Here is an 18,112-nt window from a genome sequence, read left to right as displayed (position 1 = left end):
CTATGTTATTTTAGGAAGGTATATGATAGTTTTTAAGCATGGTTCTGGATTTGAATTGTAATTTTTTTTTAAAATAAATAGTTCCACCCATAATTTTTCCTTTCCAACCCATGCTTTGTGCTGCCCAGCGATGTAAACTGAAATCATCGGTATGCTTAATTATTTTACCATTTTCAAATTCAAAGTTGGCTTTTACTTTATTGATAACGGGCTTTTTTTCTAAACCGAAAGTGTATCGAGCCTCCCAGTATGCAGAACCTGTAGAGTCATTGCCTTTAACATTAGAATATTTGATCCTCATGTCTGGACCATTTTCCAGAAGCCAATACCACATTTTTTTAGCTGTTTGACCCTTCAACTCACCAAAAATTGGATCTTTAAAAACAATTTCATCATGGTAAAGGGAAACCATTTTTTCTGCGTCGTGATCACTTAATGCAGTATAAAAAGTATTAACTAACTCTGTCATTTTAATTCAAATTTCTAAAAAACAGTTCAATTCATAATAACTTTTAAGTTGTGGTTAAAAACTATCTCTATTAACAAATGCTTTCTAACTATTAAAAACAATTGAAAAATAAGCATTTAATACTTCCTATTTTTTATTTATTAGTTAAAATACCCTTAAGTTAATTTGCTTAAAACTTATCAAGTAATCTATTGGTTTGTTGCTGTAGTTTTTTCTTAAAGAAATTGGTCCCTCCTAATAATTTACCTTTCCATCCAATGGCTTGCGAAGCCCATTGGTGTAGATTAAAATGATCTATATGTTTTATAATTTTACCATCTTTAAATTCGAATTCTGCATCAATACTATTATGAACAGATCTTCCTGTTTGACTAAAAGTATACCAGGCTTCCCAGTGTGCAGACCCTTTTTGATCATTCGCTTCTATTTTAGAGAATTCTATTTTCATATCTTTCCCATTTTTACAAAGCATTTTCCACATTTTTTTGGCTCTATCACTATTTAGTTTTCCAAAAGCAGGATCTTCAAAAACTACATCTTCATGATAACAGGATATCATCTTTTCTGCATTTTGTTCATTTAAGCCGGTATAAAATGTTTCAATAAGCTCTTTCATGTTTATAAAGTTACAAAGAAATAACGCTTTTTAAGAAGTTCCTGTCTGTAGTTATAAAATTGATATGAAAGATTACAAAACTATTTTTTATCTAGTAAGCATATCTTCTATCTTGTTTTTCTGTCAAATTCCAGATAAAGATCTTCAACTTTATCTCTTGCCCATTGTGTTTTTCTTAAAAACTTGAGACTAGATTTAATTGATGGATCATTTTTGAAACAGTTAATGGGAATTTTATTAGCTAATTTTTCCCATCCATAATGTTCTACTAACAATTCTAATATAGTTAACAACTTCATTCCGTGTAAAGGGTTATTCGGTTGTTTTTTGTTAGTATTACTTTGACGGTCCATTAATGAGGTTATTGGTTAAATGTTGCCTATTCTTCAATAGGTGAGAACTTTTGGATGGACCTATTAATCCAGCTTATCTGTTAGTTTTTTAAATATCTTTTTAGGGTTTTTGTTTTCGTATAATATGTCATGAACAGCATCAATAATTGGGGTACGCGTACTACTGGTTGCATCTAGTTCATAAGCTGTTTTGGCCGCATAGTATCCCTCGGCAACCATATTCATTTCCATTTGAGCACTTTTTACAGTGTACCCTTTACCAATCATATTGCCAAACATACGATTACGAGAAAAAATAGAATAGCCAGTAACCAGCAGATCTCCTAAGTATGCTGAATCGTTGATATTACGTTTCATTTTATGAATCTTCTTAATAAAACGTTTCATTTCGCGAATAGCATTACTCATCAATACACTCTGAAAATTGTCTCCATATCCTAAACCGTGAGCAATTCCTGCGGCAACAGAATAAATATTTTTTAATACAGCGGCATATTCAGTTCCGATGATATCATCACTAACTTTGCATTTGATATATTCACTACTTAGGTTTTTTGCTATAATCTCTGCTTTTGCTTCATCATTAGAAGCAATTGTTAAGTAGGAAAGACGCTCTAATGCCACTTCCTCTGCATGACATGGACCGGTAATCACCCCAATATTATCAAAGGGAATATTATACACATCATGAAAATGTTCGCCAACAATTAATCCGGTTTCAGGGACAATTCCTTTAATAGCAGAAAAAATAACTTTATCCTTTAATGAGGCAGTAAGTTTTTCTAATTCGGTATGTAAGAATGCAGAAGGAATCGCAAAAATGAGATAATCTGCATATTCCACAGCTTCGTTAATATCATTGGTAAGTTTTAACTGCTCAAGGTTAAACTCTACAGAGCTTAGATAGTTAGGATTATGTTGTTGCCTTTTGAGGTGTTCTACAGCGTATGCACTTCTCATATACCAGCCAACCTCATTCAGGTTTTCTGTTAGCATTTTTACAATGGCAGTAGCCCAACTACCACCACCGATTACGGCAAATTTTAATTCTTTATCCATGTAAAATGATTGTGAGCTCAAAAATAAGCAAAATACGCCTCAAAATAAACAGTTGATAATCAATTGAATATATTTTTGGCACACGTTTTGGTTTCTCTTATTTGAAATGAGCCATTAGAATATGTTGATACAAAACTAAACGTTCTATGGCGAATTCTATCTGACAAGTAAAAAAACAATAAAAAGAGCAGATAAAATTAAAAACACATAGCTTATGAAGACTTTAAAATTACTTTCGGCTTTTCTCTTAGGTTCAATGCTTTTAACTTCCTGTGTAGCAGAAGTTATTGTAGAAGATGATATTTACATCGAAGAGCCTTCTATTTCTTTGAATGATTTATTAAACACATACGAAATATGGTATGTAGATATAGAACGTACCCAAGGTAATGGAGAGATTCCTTTCCTTCAGAAAGCATTTACAGTTTCGTTTAAAAATGGAACCTTTTATGCCAATAATAATCTGGTGGGGATTGGAAGCAACGGAAACGGTTTTGGTTTGGATGTTGGGTTTTACAACACTTTTGGTATGGAAGTAGATATTAGTCATGACATAGACGGGACATATAGTCTGGATGTAATCCAAAATGGAAATAATGAAATAAGATTATATGACGGAGTTACGAATACGAGTTATTATTTGATAGGATATCAAAGAAACACTTTTGATTATGATAGAGTATTCTATGACAATATACATTACTTCTTGCACGAGTATACAACTTGGGAAAAAGTATATACTAGTGAGTTTGGAGCTTTAAATGAGTTTGATAACGAAAACTATTTACAGTTTTTGTATTACGGATCAGGAGATAATTTTAGAAGTTCAGAAGATGTTAACGTGTCTAATATCAATGATATATACTACGATTATACAGGGTATTATGCTGTAGAAGATGTTGCTAATAATTTCTATATGAAAAATTTAACACTTGATTACGATTATTTGGGCAATGAATATTTCGAGTTGACCGTTATAAATGATAGTAAGATAGAATTATTACATCCTGTTTCGGGAACTATTTATGAATTTGTTGGTAGAGGATACCTACAGTTTAAAAATTCTAAAGATGGAAAACCATCGCAGAATGATAAGAAAAGATTAAAAAAAGCTGATTTTATGAAGCTTTCAAAATAAAACAAGTCGCGCTAGACGATATAAATTTTTTTGGTTGGTTATTTAGTTGGAAATCGCTCTACAAGAGAAATCTTGTCTGGGCGATTTCTTTTTAGTGACATATCGCTTTGTAATGGCAAAATTCCTACTGGAACTAATTCCGAACTTATATCGTAATGTCGCAAGTTTTTTATAAGATTATCAATGTTTTCATATTAAAAAAACCCTTTTTTATATGTTATTGAAGATGAGCATAAGTATTTGATAATAAGACCTCAAATTGATGAAATTGAGGATGTGTTTTGTGCTAAAGATAACAAAAGACCATATTCTTTTTTTATCTTTAATTACATAACAAATCAATTTTATATTATGCTTAAAAAAATTTTAAACATCGACAACAGTAAAAAGTTAAGTAAGATTGCACAGAAATCCATTCAAGGAGGAGGTTTCCCATTTTTTGATGAGTGCTGTGCTTGTGTATTCAGACCAGGAAATAGGCCTTTTCCAATTTTAATTACACAATCGTGTTCAGACCCTTGTCCAACGGATGGAAGTTTAGAATATGAAGATACAGGTTGCTAAACCTAAAAATAAGCGGACTTTGGTCCGCTTTTATTTTTTTAGATAAGATTACTTTAGTTTTTAGAAAGATTCACTACCATTTCCTTAATTTTATATTTCAAAATATAAATAAGTATGGCAATCCAAAGACCTTTTAATCTTAATAAGTGGATAGAAGAAAATAGAGATACATTAAAACCACCAGTTGGTAATAAAAATTTATACAAAGAAGCGGGAGATTATATTGTTATGATTGTCGCCGGGCCAAACGCCAGAAAGGACTATCACTATAATGAAACAGAAGAGCTATTCTATCAGTTAGAAGGAGAGATAGAAGTCCATATTCAGGAAGATGGTGAAAAAAAAACCATGAAGTTGGGACCAGGTGATATGTATCTACATCCTGCAAAAGTACCTCATTCTCCGGTTCGTTATGAAGGATCTATTGGACTTGTAATAGAAAGAAAGCGAGTTGATCTTGAGGCAGAAGATGGATTATTATGGTTTTGCGACAACTGCAATAACAAATTACACGAGGTATATTTTAAGTTGCATGATATTGAGAAGGATTTTCTAAAACATTTTAAAGATTTTTATGGAAATAAATCTTTAAGAACTTGCAATGATTGTGGTGTAGAAATGCCAGTAGACAAGAGATTTATTACAGAATAATAAAGAGTCAATTTAATCTAAAACTTTTAGTAATAATATAAGATTGATTTTTTTAAGGATGTTTTTTTAAAATATTATTCAAAATCATCAATATAACAGGTCAAAATTTAATATATCTTCAAAACACAGTATCTTTACCATCTTTAAAAATATAATTCAAAAAACATGGCAGCTATAGCAACAGATTTTGGAATAAAAGAAGCATTAAAGCAATTAGGTGTTTCTGATCTAAATAAAGGAACTTCTACAGGTTCTGATTGGTTTTCTAATGGAGAAGAAATATCATCTTTTTCTCCTGTAGATGGTAATTTAATCGGGAAAGTGACAACTACCACTACTGATGATTACGAAAAAGTGATAGAAAAAGCACAATCAGCGTTTAAATCATGGAAGATAAAGCCAGCACCTCTTAGAGGAGAAATCGTAAGACAGTTTGGAGAAGAGCTACGTGTTTTAAAAGAACCACTAGGTAAGCTTGTTTCTTACGAAATGGGTAAATCGTATCAAGAAGGACTAGGAGAAGTACAGGAAATGATTGATATCTGTGATTTTGCGGTTGGATTATCAAGACAATTACACGGATTGACTATGCATTCGGAGCGACCAGGACATAGGATGTATGAACAATATCATCCAATGGGAATTGTTGGGATTATCTCTGCATTTAACTTTCCAGTGGCAGTTTGGGCATGGAATACAGCTTTAGCATGGATTTGTGGTGATGTATGTGTATGGAAACCAAGTGAAAAAACACCATTGTGTGGAATTGCTTGTCAGAATATTATTGCTAAAGTTTTAAAAGACAATGATCTTCCTGAGGGAATTTCTTGTCTTATTAATGGTGACTATAAAGTAGGTGAGATGATGACCACTGATAAGCGTATGCCACTAATTTCTGCAACAGGATCTACCAGAATGGGTAAAATTGTTGGAGCAACTGTAGGACAGCGTTTAGGTAAATCACTATTAGAGTTAGGTGGTAATAATGCAATCATTGTAACACCGGATGCGGATATTAAAATGACAGTTATTGGTGCTGTGTTCGGTGCAGTAGGAACTGCTGGACAACGATGTACATCTACTAGAAGATTGATCATTCACGAATCCGTGTATGATACAGTAAAAAACGCAGTAGTTGATGCGTATAAGCAATTACGTATAGGAAATCCATTAGATGAAAATAATCACGTAGGTCCTCTTATTGACAAAGATGCGGTAAAAGGATATCAAAATGCTTTAGAAAAAGTAGTTGAAGAAGGCGGGAATATTGTTGTAGAAGGCGGTGTGCTGTCTGGAGAAGGATATGAAAGTGGATGTTATGTAAAACCAGCAATAGCAGAAGCTGATAATTCATTCGAAATTGTTCAGCACGAAACGTTTGCACCAGTTTTATATTTATTAAAATATAGTGGTGATGTAGAAAATGCGATTGATGTTCAGAATGGTGTAGCTCAAGGACTATCTTCCGCTATTATGACTAATAACCTTCGCGAGGCTGAAAGATTCTTATCTCATGCAGGATCTGATTGTGGAATTGCGAATGTAAATATAGGAACTTCTGGTGCCGAAATCGGAGGAGCTTTTGGAGGAGAAAAAGAAACCGGTGGAGGTAGAGAATCTGGTTCGGATGCTTGGAAAGTGTATATGCGTAGACAAACTAATACAATAAATTACACAACTGAATTGCCTTTAGCTCAAGGGATTAAATTTGATTTGTAAAAAAATAAGACTGTATATCTTAAAAGTATCCTTTTTTTTAAATAAGAAAGGATACTTTTTTATTACGGCTATTATCTTTAGTTTTAATGAAAGGAGCTCCTTATGAAACTAGTAAAAATAAAGTAATTTTATAATGAATATATATCTTCGTAAAAATAAAGACGCAACCACAACCTTATAATTGCATCTTTACTATAAATATGTAAAAGAGATATGAAGAAATTAATTTTAATTCTTTTAGTAATTTGTTCGGCTTGTAATATAGATGAACAAGATACATCAGACCCTGTTTTTTGTACAACAGAGGCCAGACCCGGACTAGAAATTACTTTAACAGATAGTACTAGCGATATGTTTTTAGTTACTGGAATTACTGTCGTAGCGAAAGATAATAACTATACAGAAACACTTCAGCTTCTACCTGATTCTAATACATTTGTGGGAGCTTATGAGCGAACAGGAACTTATATCATAACCGTTAGTGGTAATGGTTATGAAACATTTACCTCCACTATTCCGATTATCGTAGATAAAGACATCTGTCACGTGATTACCGAAAGCAGAGAAATTATGCTTCAACCTAATTAATAAAATAGTATTATATTTTGATAATATTTTAACAAGTATTTTATTGTCAATGAGTTAACTTTAGTGTTCACACAAAATCAACTCATAATATGAATACAATTCTGCAATGCCTCAAAAGAGGTCTGTGTGTTTGTACATTGGTTTTCACAACCTATTCTGTAACTTCTCAAACACAACAATTAAAAACGAGTGCTGATCCAAAACCGAATAAAGGTCATCAGTTGTATAAGCAAACAAAAATGTTTGATAGCAAAAAAGGATCTACAGATTCAAAAACACCCCTTGAGCGGAAAGGTGACAATGCTATTGAACGATCAGAATTTGAGTTTGCTCGTTTAAAAAACCCTTATACTGGAAAAATTCCTGATGGCATTAGAAAAGCTGAGCTTCAGTTTTCTGGTAAGATCAATACTAGTGATGATTCTGAAAAATCACTTGCAACAGCTCCGAAATCTTCGAAAGCAGGTAGATTTTCTTTCTGGAAAAACAGAGGGCCGTTTAATGTAGGCGGCAGAACTCGTGCTTTGGCTATTGATCGTACAAACGAAAATGTAATTCTTGCAGGAGGTGTTTCTGGAGGTCTTTGGAGATCTGAAAACGGAGGCCAGTCTTGGAGAAAAGTGACAAGGTCTTTCCAGAGCCCAAGTATTACAGCAATTGTACAAGACCCAAGACCAAGACATAGTTTTACTTGGTATTATGCATCAGGTGAGCGTTCGGGTAATTCTGCAGGAGCAGGTGGTGCTTTTTATCAAGGGTCGGGTATATACAAATCACGAAATGGTGGTCGTACTTGGGAACTCCTTAGAGCCACAATCAATGAAGATGTTGGTGTTTTTTCTGTTGATGCTCCTTTTGATTTGATTAATTCTATTGTCATAGATCCTACCAATGGAGACGTTTATGCAGGAACAATAACTGGTGTTCAGAGATCACAAGATGGAGGAAATACATTTACAGAGGTACTATCAGGTGGGTTTGATACTTTTGCCGAAGTGACAATTTCTTCAACGGGTCAGTTGTACGCAACTATGGATTCTGGTAGTGCACCAAATAATGGTTATTTTACCTCTGAAGATGGAGGAAATACTTGGACAGAAATTACTCCGGATTTTTTACCAGAAGCATATGGTAGGTCCGTTATGGGTATAGACCCGTCAAATGAAGATATTGTATATTTTTTTACTGCAAATCAAACTCAAGGTATAGCTTCGCCAGCATTTTTGCATAGATATAATGCATCTGCATCTGAAGAAGAACCTTGGACCGATCTTACAGGGAACCTTCCTGGAGATATTGGTTCAAGAGGCGGAACTTTTAATATTCAGGGTGGATATGATATGGTCGTTAAAGTAAGCCCTTCGGATTCTAATTTAGTATTTGTTGGAGGAACTAACTTATATAGATCTACAACAGGATTTACAACTCCAGCGGGAGCAGGAGATTGGATAGCGGGATATAGTTCTTCTACACCAGAGGCATTTAACCTATATACTAATAATCATCCAGATCAACACGCCTTATTATTTTATCCATCAAATCCGAATAGAGTATTAAATGGACATGACGGAGGGGTATCTGTAACCGAAGATATTACAGCTGTTAATCCAGGAGAACCAGTAACTTGGACTTCTTTAAGTAATGGATATTTAACTACACAACCTTATCACGTGGCATTCGATCCAGAACCAAATACAGATGATTTAGTGGCTGGATTCCAAGATAATGGAACGTGGTTTACGAATTCTACTGATTCTGATGCTATTTGGCAATCGGATTTTGGAGGGGATGGAGCTTATAGTGCAATTGCTGATAATGGGAGAACTCGTTATGTTTCTTCTCAAGGAGGTAACGTGTTTAGGTTTAATTTTGATGAAGAAGGAGTTTTTGAATCATTCTCCGCAGTAGAGCCTGCGGGAGCTGCGGGTTTTGCTTTTATCAATCCATTTATTCTTGATCCCAATAATGATAACATTATGTATATGCCAGCAGGAAATACTATCTGGAGGAATAATGATCTCGATGAATTGCCTTTATTTACGAATACAAATGCAACAGAAAACTGGGTGAATATTACAAGTTCATCAACGCCTGATGGATCGACAATAAGTGCGTTAGAAGTTTCTAAATTTCCAGTAGCTAATAGATTGTATTACGGTACAAATTCCGGGATCGTATTTAGAATGGACAATGCTAATATAGATAATCAGCAAGCTGTGGACATAACTTCAGGAAAAGGATTACCTGCAGGTTTTGTCAATGATATTAATATAGATCCATCTAATGCGGATAGAGTAATTGTTACGTATTCTAACTACGGAATTCCTAGTGTCTTTGTTACAGAAGACGGAGGAGATACCTGGACAAATATTAGTGGTAATTTAGAAGAAAATGCAGATGGTACGGGTAATGGTCCTTCTGTTAGAAGTACAGCATTTTTAGGTGGTAGTACGAGTAGAATAGGAGCTAGGTTACAGAGAATATTTGCGGCGACAAGTACAGGCTTATATTCTACTAGAGGATTGAATGGACAAAATACGGTATGGAGAAAAGAGAATTTTGCTATAGGTAATGCAGTAACCGATGAGGTAGTTACTAGAAAAGATGGATTTATAGCAGTTGCTTCTCATGGAAATGGACTGTTTAGTGCGCGTTTTCCAATAAACGCTAATCCATTACCAGAATCTAACTTGAGTGTTGCTTTTTTATTGGATGATTTTGGAGTAGATGAAAATAACGAGGAAACAGTAATAGACGTAACAGGTTTGTTTGTACAATCGCAGGGATTACCAATTGATATTGAATTAATAAATTCTGATCCAGAATTAGTAACGACTGTGTTATCTGGTAATACGCTAACATTATCTTATACTCCTGATTCTGTTGGGGCTGCTTCTATTGGATTGATTGCTACCTCTGGAGAAGAACAAGTTTCTGAAGGTTTTACAGTAACCGTATCAGAGCCGTCAATCTATGAGCAGACGAACACTCAAATAGGAACATTACCGTCTCAGAATTTCTTGGATTTTGGAGGATTAGCACAATCAGCTGATGATTTTACTGTACCCGAAGGAAACACTTGGAATATTGATAGGATACTGGCATTTGGAGGACTCCGAGGAACCCCTTCTTTCAATAGTGCTACCATAGTGATTTATGAGAATAATGCTGGATTACCGGGTGATGAGATCTATAACAGTGGAGGCATTGCTCCAATATCAGAACTTGATAATTCTAATCTAAATATTCTTCTTCCGGAAATAGTTACGCTGAAGAGTGGTGAATATTGGATCTCTATATATGTAAACCTGGCGTTTAATCCAGGAACAAATCAGTGGTTTTGGGCTTCGCAGGATAATGTTATAGGAGAAGAAACACAATTCAGAGATGCGGCTAATATTTTTGGATTAGGGGCAACAGATTGGTCAACAGCTTCTGTCGTTTTTGAAAGAACACCTTTAGATCAAATTTTTCAAATTTTTGGCGATATTATAGGCTCTGATATAGAACCTATTGTACCTGAAGCTGAAGCTCCATTAACGACATTAGATTTTACAAAAGATATTGCTGTATATCCTAATCCATCGAGTAATGAATTTTTCTTTAATCTTGGAGACACTATTTCGAAATCAAGTAAAAGTGTAAGCATCAATATTTTTAATAGTACAGGTAATTTAATACATACTATATCTGATGTTAATTCTAGCGCTAATATTACTTGGGACGCATCAAGTTTGGCATCTGGATTATATTATGCAAAAATCTCAGGAACAAAATCCAATACCGTTGTTAAATTACTAAAGAGATAGAATAACAATTAATTATAAAAAAAGGAGTTGATTTAATTGACTCCTTTTTTCATTTTAAAGACATCATGAATAAATTAATGTATATAGGCTTGATTATAATCTTATTTTCTTGTAAATCAAACAGTATTGCTCAAGAAAAAGAAAAGAGTAATACTCAGAAGCCAAAAGTAGAGAAGCCAAAGTTTGGGGATCAAAACGATAACCAAATAACTAAAACAAGTGTAATTTCCAATAATCAAATATCACCAAACACCATACGCCTTAAAGGAATTGTTCTCGAGATTTTTGAAAATAAGTCTATTTGCGGAACGTTATATGAGGTTACCGTAAGGATAAAAGTAAAAAAGATTATTGGTTCAGGCTCGGGTATTGTTAATGTGATCTCATCCAAACAAGAAGTTATTTTTGGACTTACTAAAAATCAATTAAGGAATTTGGAAACATTACAAAAGAAAACTGATGTAAATAAAGAGATTAATCTTGTGGTGTTAGAAGTTTTATGTCGAAATAGCAGTAAGACAGCTTATAAAATCATTAGTTTTACACCTAAAAAGTAGTTTTGTTATTGACCCCCATACGTATTTGCTAACCAAATTATAAGCAGAATTATGGCAATAATAAAAAGGCTAAAGAAAAATATTTTCCAAAAAGAATAAGGTCTTTTTCCGGAGATCTTTCCTGTTTGTCCATTGACAAAGAAATTGTATTTCTTTCCATTATATTTATAAGCACTGATATAAACAGGAAGTAAGATATGTTTAAAGGTTTCTTCTGATAAACTCATATTAATAGAATGTACCCGTTGTGTATCACCACCAATATCGTGACGTGCCCAAGAGCGTGCTATCCTTTCGGCTTCTTGCGTAGAAGACAAATGACCATCTTTTAAAGGTATCGTGTATTTTTCGGTAACAAAACCAGCCAAAAAACTAGTGTTAAATGGCTCTAAAGATTGAAGATTCCAATGAGCAATTTTAGACGGTATAGGATTTTTACGCTGATGAGAAGCTTTTATAAGAGTATCATCTACAAAACCGTTAACATTACCACTTGCTGGGCTCCACCTAGTTCTTCTTTCTTGTCTTGTTCGTTGTACTGATTTTCCATTAACCGTAGTAGTATAGGGAACACTTACATAATAATAATCCCCTCTTTGCCCTGTATAAGTTGCATATAATTGTGCGTCAAATGTCCAATAAGGTAAATACAAGCCTTTGGTATGTTCTGGATCTAAGGCGGCTTTCTGAAGATTATTAGGAGCAAACCATAATCCTTTTACCCATTTAGAAAATATTTGATGTGATTTTTTCTGATCGAACTGAAATGGTAATACTGCGCCAGGAAGAATCCAATCTTCCTTGTAGGCATCTTCTATGATCAAAGGCATTGTACAATATACGCAGTGAAGCGATTTATAATTTTCTTCAATATGCTGGTTTGCACCGCAATTTTTACAATGAAGCATCATAATCTCTTCAGAATGAGAAAGAGATCCCATTTCATCCAGATACGGTTTTAGTTCTAATTCTTTAAAACCATCTTCGTGCTGTACAATAGTTTCCTCATGTCCACAATAATCACAGGTAATCTGAGTAGTTCCAGGTTTATAGGTTAGTTCGGCACCACAATTAACACAAGATTTTTTTTGTTCAGAAAATACTTTTTTCTCTTCTTCCATGCAGGAATTATAATACTAAAGGTTTTACAAAATAGTTCCTTCTTCCGTCTTAGACAGAAGAAGGTTGGTATAAGGATTTTTTATTAACACAACATTGTTTTTTATGCTGGCAATGGAGGAGGAGTACTTCCTCCTAAGAATGATTTTAACTCTTCTACATCTTTAATAGCCGTCCAATTGGCCATTCCTTGTTTCCAGACTAAAGAATCTTTATTAACCGTTCTATTGGCAAATAATGCTTTTAACTGATCAAAAGATACGGGGCCAGCTTGCTGACCATTAGAAGCATAGAAATACTGCGCCTGAACTGGCATTGGTGGAGGAGCTACAGGAGAAGTTTGCTGAGGTTGCGCTTGTTGTTGAGTAGCCATTGGATTCATCATACCACCCATTTGTTGAGCAAGCACAAAGCCCATTCCCATTCCCATTCCGGCTCCGGCAGTACCACCTTCATTGGCAGCAGCAGCTTCGATAGCCTTGGCTGTTTTAAACTTGGTTAGTTTATCGAGATCGAGCTTGTCAATTCTACTATATTCGAAGATTTCTTTCTTTAAATCCTCAGGCATAGAAACATTTTCAATGAAGAACTTTTCTAAAGAAATACCTACAGATTGAAATTCAGGTTGCATTACTTCCTTGCAAGTTTCTGATAGTTCTGTAGTATTAGCAGCATATAGTTCTATCGGAAAGTTGGCTTCTCCTACTGTATCCGTAAAACGAGTAGAAATTAAACTTTTAAGATGCTCATTGATTTCGAAATTGGTAAAATTGGCGTCTGTACCAACAATATCAACAATAAATTTTCCAGGATCACTAATTTTAAATGCATAGGTTCCGAAGGCTCTAATTTCTACCAATCCAAAGCGATCATCATTGAGTGTTATTGGATTTTTTGTTCCCCATTTTTCATTAGTAAATAGGTGAGTGTTTACAAAATAGACTTCTGCTTTAAAAGGACTGTTAAATCCATATTTCCAGCCTTTTAGAGTTGTTAGAATCGGTAAATTTTGAGTATTTAACGTATATGTTCCAGGTTCAAATACATCTGCTAATTGACCTTCATTAATGAAAACAGCTGTTTGCCCTTCTCTAACTATTAACTGAGCACCGTGTTTTATTTCATTTTGATAACGTTCGAATCTATGTACAATGGTATCCTGCGTGTTGTCTAACCATTCTATAATATCTATAAATTCGTTACTAAGCTTCTTCTTTATTTCGTCAAAAATTCCCATTGGTGAGTTGATTTATAATTCGTGTTCTAAAACTACAAAATAGGACGCTTGTGTAAAAATTTAATTTGATTTAATTCTAAAAGTAGCGACCCTATTATGTTTAATATAAAAGGGTCGCAGAGTACAAATAAAGGTGGATATTAATTATTGTTATGTTAGTCTAAATTATAATATGATTGAACATCTTCATAACTACTAAAATTAAAACCACTAATATCGGTTCCTTCAATAAGAACAAATCTAAAGTCCAGCGTTTGATCAAAAGTAGAGGTTAAAATAATTTTACCAACTTCGATTCTATCAATATCAAGAAGAGTATTTTCATTGATTACTACAGGTAAAGTTTCCCAGAATGAATTTCCGTTTACGGTTGTGTATCCAAATACAAATCCATTATCATATATTTCTTGAGTTAGCTCTGGAACTAAGATTTCATTTTGGCCAATAGCTACAGTATATGCATCCACTGATACAGAAACTACATTGGCATTTCCATCTTGACCTGCTGGTCCTTGTGGACCAATTGCTCCATCAAGCCCATTTGCTCCATCTTCTCCATCACAAGAGGTTAGTACTAAAGTAAAAGCCATAAAGACATACGTTAAAAATTTCATTGTTGTTTTCATTATTTTAAGTTTTGTTATTTAAAACTTAGTGTGGGTGAAAACAAAAAGGTAAACATGGAGAATAGGAAACTTGAAGGTTATGGATGTTTATGATAATACTACATACCTTTGGGGATGGCATCAATTAGTTTTTTAGTGTATTCATTCTTAGGGTTTGCGTAGATGTTGTCCGCATCTCCTTGTTCTTCAATTTTACCTTGATTCATAACTAATAATTGATCAGACATATATTTTACCACAGCCAAATCATGAGATATAAAAATATAAGTAAAACCAAATTTTTCTTTTAGCTCATTCAATAAATTCAAAACCTGTGCCTGAACGGAAATGTCCAAGGCACTTACAGATTCATCACAAATGATTAATTTAGGCTGAAGCGCTATAGTTCTAGCAATTCCGATACGTTGACGTTGGCCACCACTAAATTCATGAGGATATCGGTTAAAATATGCTGGATCTAACCCAACGCGTTCTAATAAATTAATAGTTTTTTCTTTTCGCTCTGCGTTATTATCATAAAGATTATGGGCTTTCATAGGCTCCATAATCGCTTTACCAATTGTTAAACGTGGATTTAGAGATGCAAATGGATCTTGAAATATTAACTGAATCTCTTTTCTTAAACTTCTTATTTCTGAAGAAGAAATTTTCGTAATATCCCGACCCTTATATAAAATCTCACCGCTATTTGCTTTGTCTAATTGTAGAATTGTGTTTCCTAAAGTAGATTTACCACATCCAGATTCTCCAACAAGACCCAATGTTTCACCTTCGTACAATTTAAAGCTAACTCCATCAACTGCTTTAAATTCTTTTTTACCAAACAATCCAGCTTTAGAAAAAAATGTTTTTTCTACATTTCTTACTTCTAAAAGAGGAGGGTTGCTATATAATTCTTTGTGTTGTTGTATTCTTTGTGTTTTAGTAATAATTTCTCTTTCTGCTGTCTGATCAGTAAGGTAATCTTCTATCGTAGGTAGATTTTTAAACCTAACATCCAGTGATGGCCTGGCATGAATTAATGCTTTGGTATATTCTTTTTGGGGATTATTAAAAATTTCTGATGTAGCACCATATTCTACCATTTTACCTTGATAAACTACTAGAACCTTATCTGCAATTTCAGATACCAAAGATAAGTCGTGAGAAATGAAGAGAATACTCATTTTATATTCTTTCTGTAGTTCTTTTAACAAACTAATGATTTCTTTCTGTACAGTAACATCTAATGCAGTTGTAGGTTCATCGGCAATAAGTAGTTTAGGCTTACAAGCAATGGCCATAGCAATCATTATGCGTTGTTTTTGTCCACCGCTTAGTTCATGAGGATAAGAATTATAGGCACGAATGCTATCAGGGAGTTTTACTTTTTCAAACAATGAAAGCACTTCTTCCTTAGCTTTGGATTTTGACAAATCAGTATGTTGTAACAATATCTCTATAACCTGTTTACCACATTTCATAGATGGATTAAGAGAACTCATGGGTTCCTGAAAAATCATAGCGATTTCATTACCTCGGATAGATCTTAATGTTTTAGTATCCAAATCAAGCAGAGAATGGTTATCATACAAGATTTGTCCGGAAACTTTTGCGGTATGCGTAGGAAGTAATCCCATAATAGCTAAAGAAGTTACTGACTTACCACTTCCAGATTCTCCTACAACACCTAAGATTTCATTAGAATTGATATCAAATGAAATGTCATACAATACTTGGTTTTCTTTTTCCTCAGAAGAAAAAGAGACGTTTATATTTTTAAGAGAAAGTAAAGCATCAGTTTCCATAGAATCAAAACTAAGTAAATTTAGCCAATTCCACCCAAAGAAATGAAATGTAGTGAGCTAGTTCCCAAGGTTTCTTTTAAAAGCTATTTTGGTGTGATATTTGCTATATTTACGTTTCAAAGAATACTATGAAGCTTACCAAACTCTCCCTTAGAACGAGGATTTTTATTTCCATGACCGTATTAGTTTTGTTAGCTTCTGTACTGGTTGCTGCAATTACAGTGTATCAATACAAAGAGGAGGCAGAAGACTATCATCGTGAGCGATTAGAGAGGAAAGAAGAGCGAATTAAAATAGCCATTAATAACGCATTAAGAAGTACTACATATCCGGTAACTGAAGAGAATGTCGCTTTAATTTTTAGAGAGAAAAAAAGAATATCTCAAATTTCTCAAGAACACACATTACCAGTTAATATTTATAGCTTATCAGGAGAATTATTGGTTAAATCGGAGGAAACCTTTGTGAATGATACTACTGATAAACAATTAAGCCAACGTATTATTGATACTTTAGGCAGTGGATATGAAAAAAGGTTCTTGGGAGTTTCCGAGAAAAACGGTGAACACTTTTTATCGTCATACACTTATATTAAAGATTATAAATCAAAACCATTGGCAATACTTAACTTACCATATCTGGAAGATGATAATTTCTTTTCCAGAGAATTATGGGAATCTTTAAAAAGGCTGGGTCAAGTATATTTGCTGATGTTGTTAATTGCTATAATATTAGCATATTTTTTATCAAAATACATTACACGATCTCTTAAAACAATCTCAGATACTATAGATCAAACTCGCTTAGACAAACGTAATAAGAGAATCAGGATAGGAGATTCTAATGATGAGATTTATTCGTTGGTAAATGCATATAATAGCATGATCGATGAGTTAGAAGAAAGTGCTGCGATGCTGGCTAAAAGTGAGCGCGAAGCGGCTTGGCGAGAAATGGCAAAACAGGTTGCGCATGAAATTAAAAATCCACTAACTCCGATGCGATTAACGGTTCAGAGTTTCGAACGGAAGTTTGATCCCAATGACCCTAATATCGAACAAAAAGTTAAAGAGTACAGTGACACATTGATCCAGCAGATCGATACTATGAGCTCCATTGCGTCTGCGTTTTCTAATTTTGCGCAGATGCCAGCACAGAAAAGTGAAACATTAGATGTAGTTAAAATAGTAGGGTTGGCACTCGATATCTTTAATGAAGATTATATTGTTTTTCCTTCAGAAATGGAAAAGATTATTGCTAAGTTTGATAGGACACAGTTGATAAGGGTAGTGACTAATCTTGTTAAGAATGCAATACAAGCTATCCCAGAAGATCAAACGCCTAAAATCATGGTAAATGTTTTTACAGAAATGGAAAATGTGGTTATTACAGTAGCAGATAATGGGATTGGTATAACTGAGGAAAATAAAAAAATGGTTTTTGAACCAAAATTTACTACAAAAAGTAGTGGTATGGGATTAGGATTGGGTATGGTAAAAAATATTGTGGAAACCTATAGCGGAAGTATTACCTTTACATCTCAGGAGGGAAAAGGAACCGTTTTTAAGGTGAAATTTCCAAAAGAACAGTAAATACTTGAAACTATGAAAGAGTACAAATTAGAATCATTGATTTATTATTCAAAACTAACGTTAGATAAAGAACATATCTTAAAATCTTCCTCTAAAGATATTCAGGAAAAACTGGATTTTTATGCTAAAGATGGATGGAAATTAGTGTCCACTGATGTAGAAGATTTTGGTATAGGAATGTACTTCTATTTATACTTCGAAAGAGATTTAAAACAATAAACAAACAATATA

The 18,112-nt window shown here is 33.8% G+C and carries 17 protein-coding genes; 9 read left to right on the top strand and 8 right to left on the bottom strand.

Going from position 1 to position 18,112, the window contains the following annotated elements:
• Positions 1–10 precede the first annotated feature (10 nt).
• The 4 genes from D1818_RS13995 to D1818_RS13980 form a co-directional block, all read right to left on the bottom strand.
• Positions 11–469, bottom strand: a complete 459-nt coding sequence (locus D1818_RS13995; RefSeq protein ID WP_118459627.1) for a nuclear transport factor 2 family protein — start codon at positions 467–469, stop codon at positions 11–13.
• A gap of 169 nt (positions 470–638) precedes the next feature.
• On the bottom strand, positions 639–1,085 hold the full coding sequence (locus D1818_RS13990) for a nuclear transport factor 2 family protein (RefSeq protein ID WP_118459626.1): 447 nt from the start codon (positions 1,083–1,085) through the stop codon (positions 639–641).
• A 107-nt stretch (positions 1,086–1,192) separates the two neighbouring features.
• Positions 1,193–1,438 (bottom strand): VF530 family DNA-binding protein, encoded by a 246-nt coding sequence (locus D1818_RS13985; protein WP_118459625.1) that lies wholly within the window; start codon positions 1,436–1,438, stop codon positions 1,193–1,195.
• A gap of 63 nt (positions 1,439–1,501) precedes the next feature.
• A complete protein-coding gene (locus tag D1818_RS13980; protein WP_118459624.1) occupies positions 1,502–2,497 on the bottom strand; it encodes an NAD(P)H-dependent glycerol-3-phosphate dehydrogenase in 996 nt (331 codons plus the stop codon).
• A gap of 214 nt (positions 2,498–2,711) precedes the next feature.
• Between D1818_RS13980 and D1818_RS13975 the strand changes: the two genes are divergently transcribed.
• The 7 genes from D1818_RS13975 to D1818_RS13945 all read left to right on the top strand — a co-directional run bounded on the left by D1818_RS13975 (position 2,712) and on the right by D1818_RS13945 (position 11,523).
• The gene (locus D1818_RS13975) at positions 2,712–3,635 is read left to right on the top strand and encodes a nicotinic acid mononucleotide adenyltransferase (protein ID WP_118459623.1); all 924 of its coding nucleotides are present in this window, start codon (positions 2,712–2,714) and stop codon (positions 3,633–3,635) included.
• A gap of 351 nt (positions 3,636–3,986) precedes the next feature.
• Positions 3,987–4,199: a hypothetical protein gene (locus tag D1818_RS13970; protein ID WP_147406188.1), complete on the top strand. Its 213-nt coding sequence runs from the start codon at positions 3,987–3,989 to the stop codon at positions 4,197–4,199.
• 114 nt (positions 4,200–4,313) lie between these two features.
• The gene (locus D1818_RS13965; RefSeq protein ID WP_118459621.1) at positions 4,314–4,850 is read left to right on the top strand and encodes a 3-hydroxyanthranilate 3,4-dioxygenase; all 537 of its coding nucleotides are present in this window, start codon (positions 4,314–4,316) and stop codon (positions 4,848–4,850) included.
• A 165-nt stretch (positions 4,851–5,015) separates the two neighbouring features.
• Positions 5,016–6,569 carry an aldehyde dehydrogenase family protein gene (locus D1818_RS13960; protein ID WP_118459620.1) on the top strand — a complete coding sequence of 518 codons (1,554 nt, stop codon included), beginning with the start codon at positions 5,016–5,018 and terminating at the stop codon, positions 6,567–6,569.
• Between the two features lie 213 nt (positions 6,570–6,782).
• Positions 6,783–7,157, top strand: coding sequence for a hypothetical protein (locus tag D1818_RS13955; RefSeq protein WP_118459619.1), 375 nt, complete (start codon positions 6,783–6,785; stop codon positions 7,155–7,157).
• An 89-nt stretch (positions 7,158–7,246) separates the two neighbouring features.
• Entirely contained in the window at positions 7,247–10,966 is a 3,720-nt protein-coding gene (locus D1818_RS13950) for a T9SS type A sorting domain-containing protein (protein ID WP_118459618.1), read from the top strand.
• Positions 10,967–11,031: 65 nt separating this feature from the next.
• A complete protein-coding gene (locus tag D1818_RS13945; RefSeq protein WP_118459617.1) occupies positions 11,032–11,523 on the top strand; it encodes a hypothetical protein in 492 nt (163 codons plus the stop codon).
• 5 nt (positions 11,524–11,528) lie between these two features.
• Here the strand turns inward: D1818_RS13945 and D1818_RS13940 are convergent, their stop codons facing one another.
• From D1818_RS13940 to D1818_RS13925, 4 genes are all read right to left on the bottom strand, one after another.
• Positions 11,529–12,644 (bottom strand): DNA helicase PriA, encoded by a 1,116-nt coding sequence (locus tag D1818_RS13940; RefSeq protein WP_118459616.1) that lies wholly within the window; start codon positions 12,642–12,644, stop codon positions 11,529–11,531.
• Positions 12,645–12,745: 101 nt separating this feature from the next.
• Positions 12,746–13,879 carry an SPFH domain-containing protein gene (locus D1818_RS13935; protein ID WP_118459615.1) on the bottom strand — a complete coding sequence of 378 codons (1,134 nt, stop codon included), beginning with the start codon at positions 13,877–13,879 and terminating at the stop codon, positions 12,746–12,748.
• A 155-nt stretch (positions 13,880–14,034) separates the two neighbouring features.
• Positions 14,035–14,505: a hypothetical protein gene (locus D1818_RS13930; protein WP_118459614.1), complete on the bottom strand. Its 471-nt coding sequence runs from the start codon at positions 14,503–14,505 to the stop codon at positions 14,035–14,037.
• A 98-nt stretch (positions 14,506–14,603) separates the two neighbouring features.
• Entirely contained in the window at positions 14,604–16,292 is a 1,689-nt protein-coding gene (locus tag D1818_RS13925; RefSeq protein ID WP_118459613.1) for an ABC transporter ATP-binding protein, read from the bottom strand.
• A gap of 128 nt (positions 16,293–16,420) precedes the next feature.
• Between D1818_RS13925 and D1818_RS13920 the strand changes: the two genes are divergently transcribed.
• The gene (locus D1818_RS13920) at positions 16,421–17,881 is read left to right on the top strand and encodes a PAS domain-containing sensor histidine kinase (RefSeq protein WP_118459612.1); all 1,461 of its coding nucleotides are present in this window, start codon (positions 16,421–16,423) and stop codon (positions 17,879–17,881) included.
• A gap of 12 nt (positions 17,882–17,893) precedes the next feature.
• On the top strand, positions 17,894–18,100 hold the full coding sequence (locus tag D1818_RS13915) for a DUF4177 domain-containing protein (protein ID WP_118459611.1): 207 nt from the start codon (positions 17,894–17,896) through the stop codon (positions 18,098–18,100).
• Positions 18,101–18,112 lie beyond the last annotated feature (12 nt).

The organism is Aquimarina sp. BL5 (assembly GCF_003443675.1).
Classification (GTDB): domain Bacteria; phylum Bacteroidota; class Bacteroidia; order Flavobacteriales; family Flavobacteriaceae; genus Aquimarina.
This window is presented reverse-complemented; position numbering and strand designations above follow the sequence as displayed.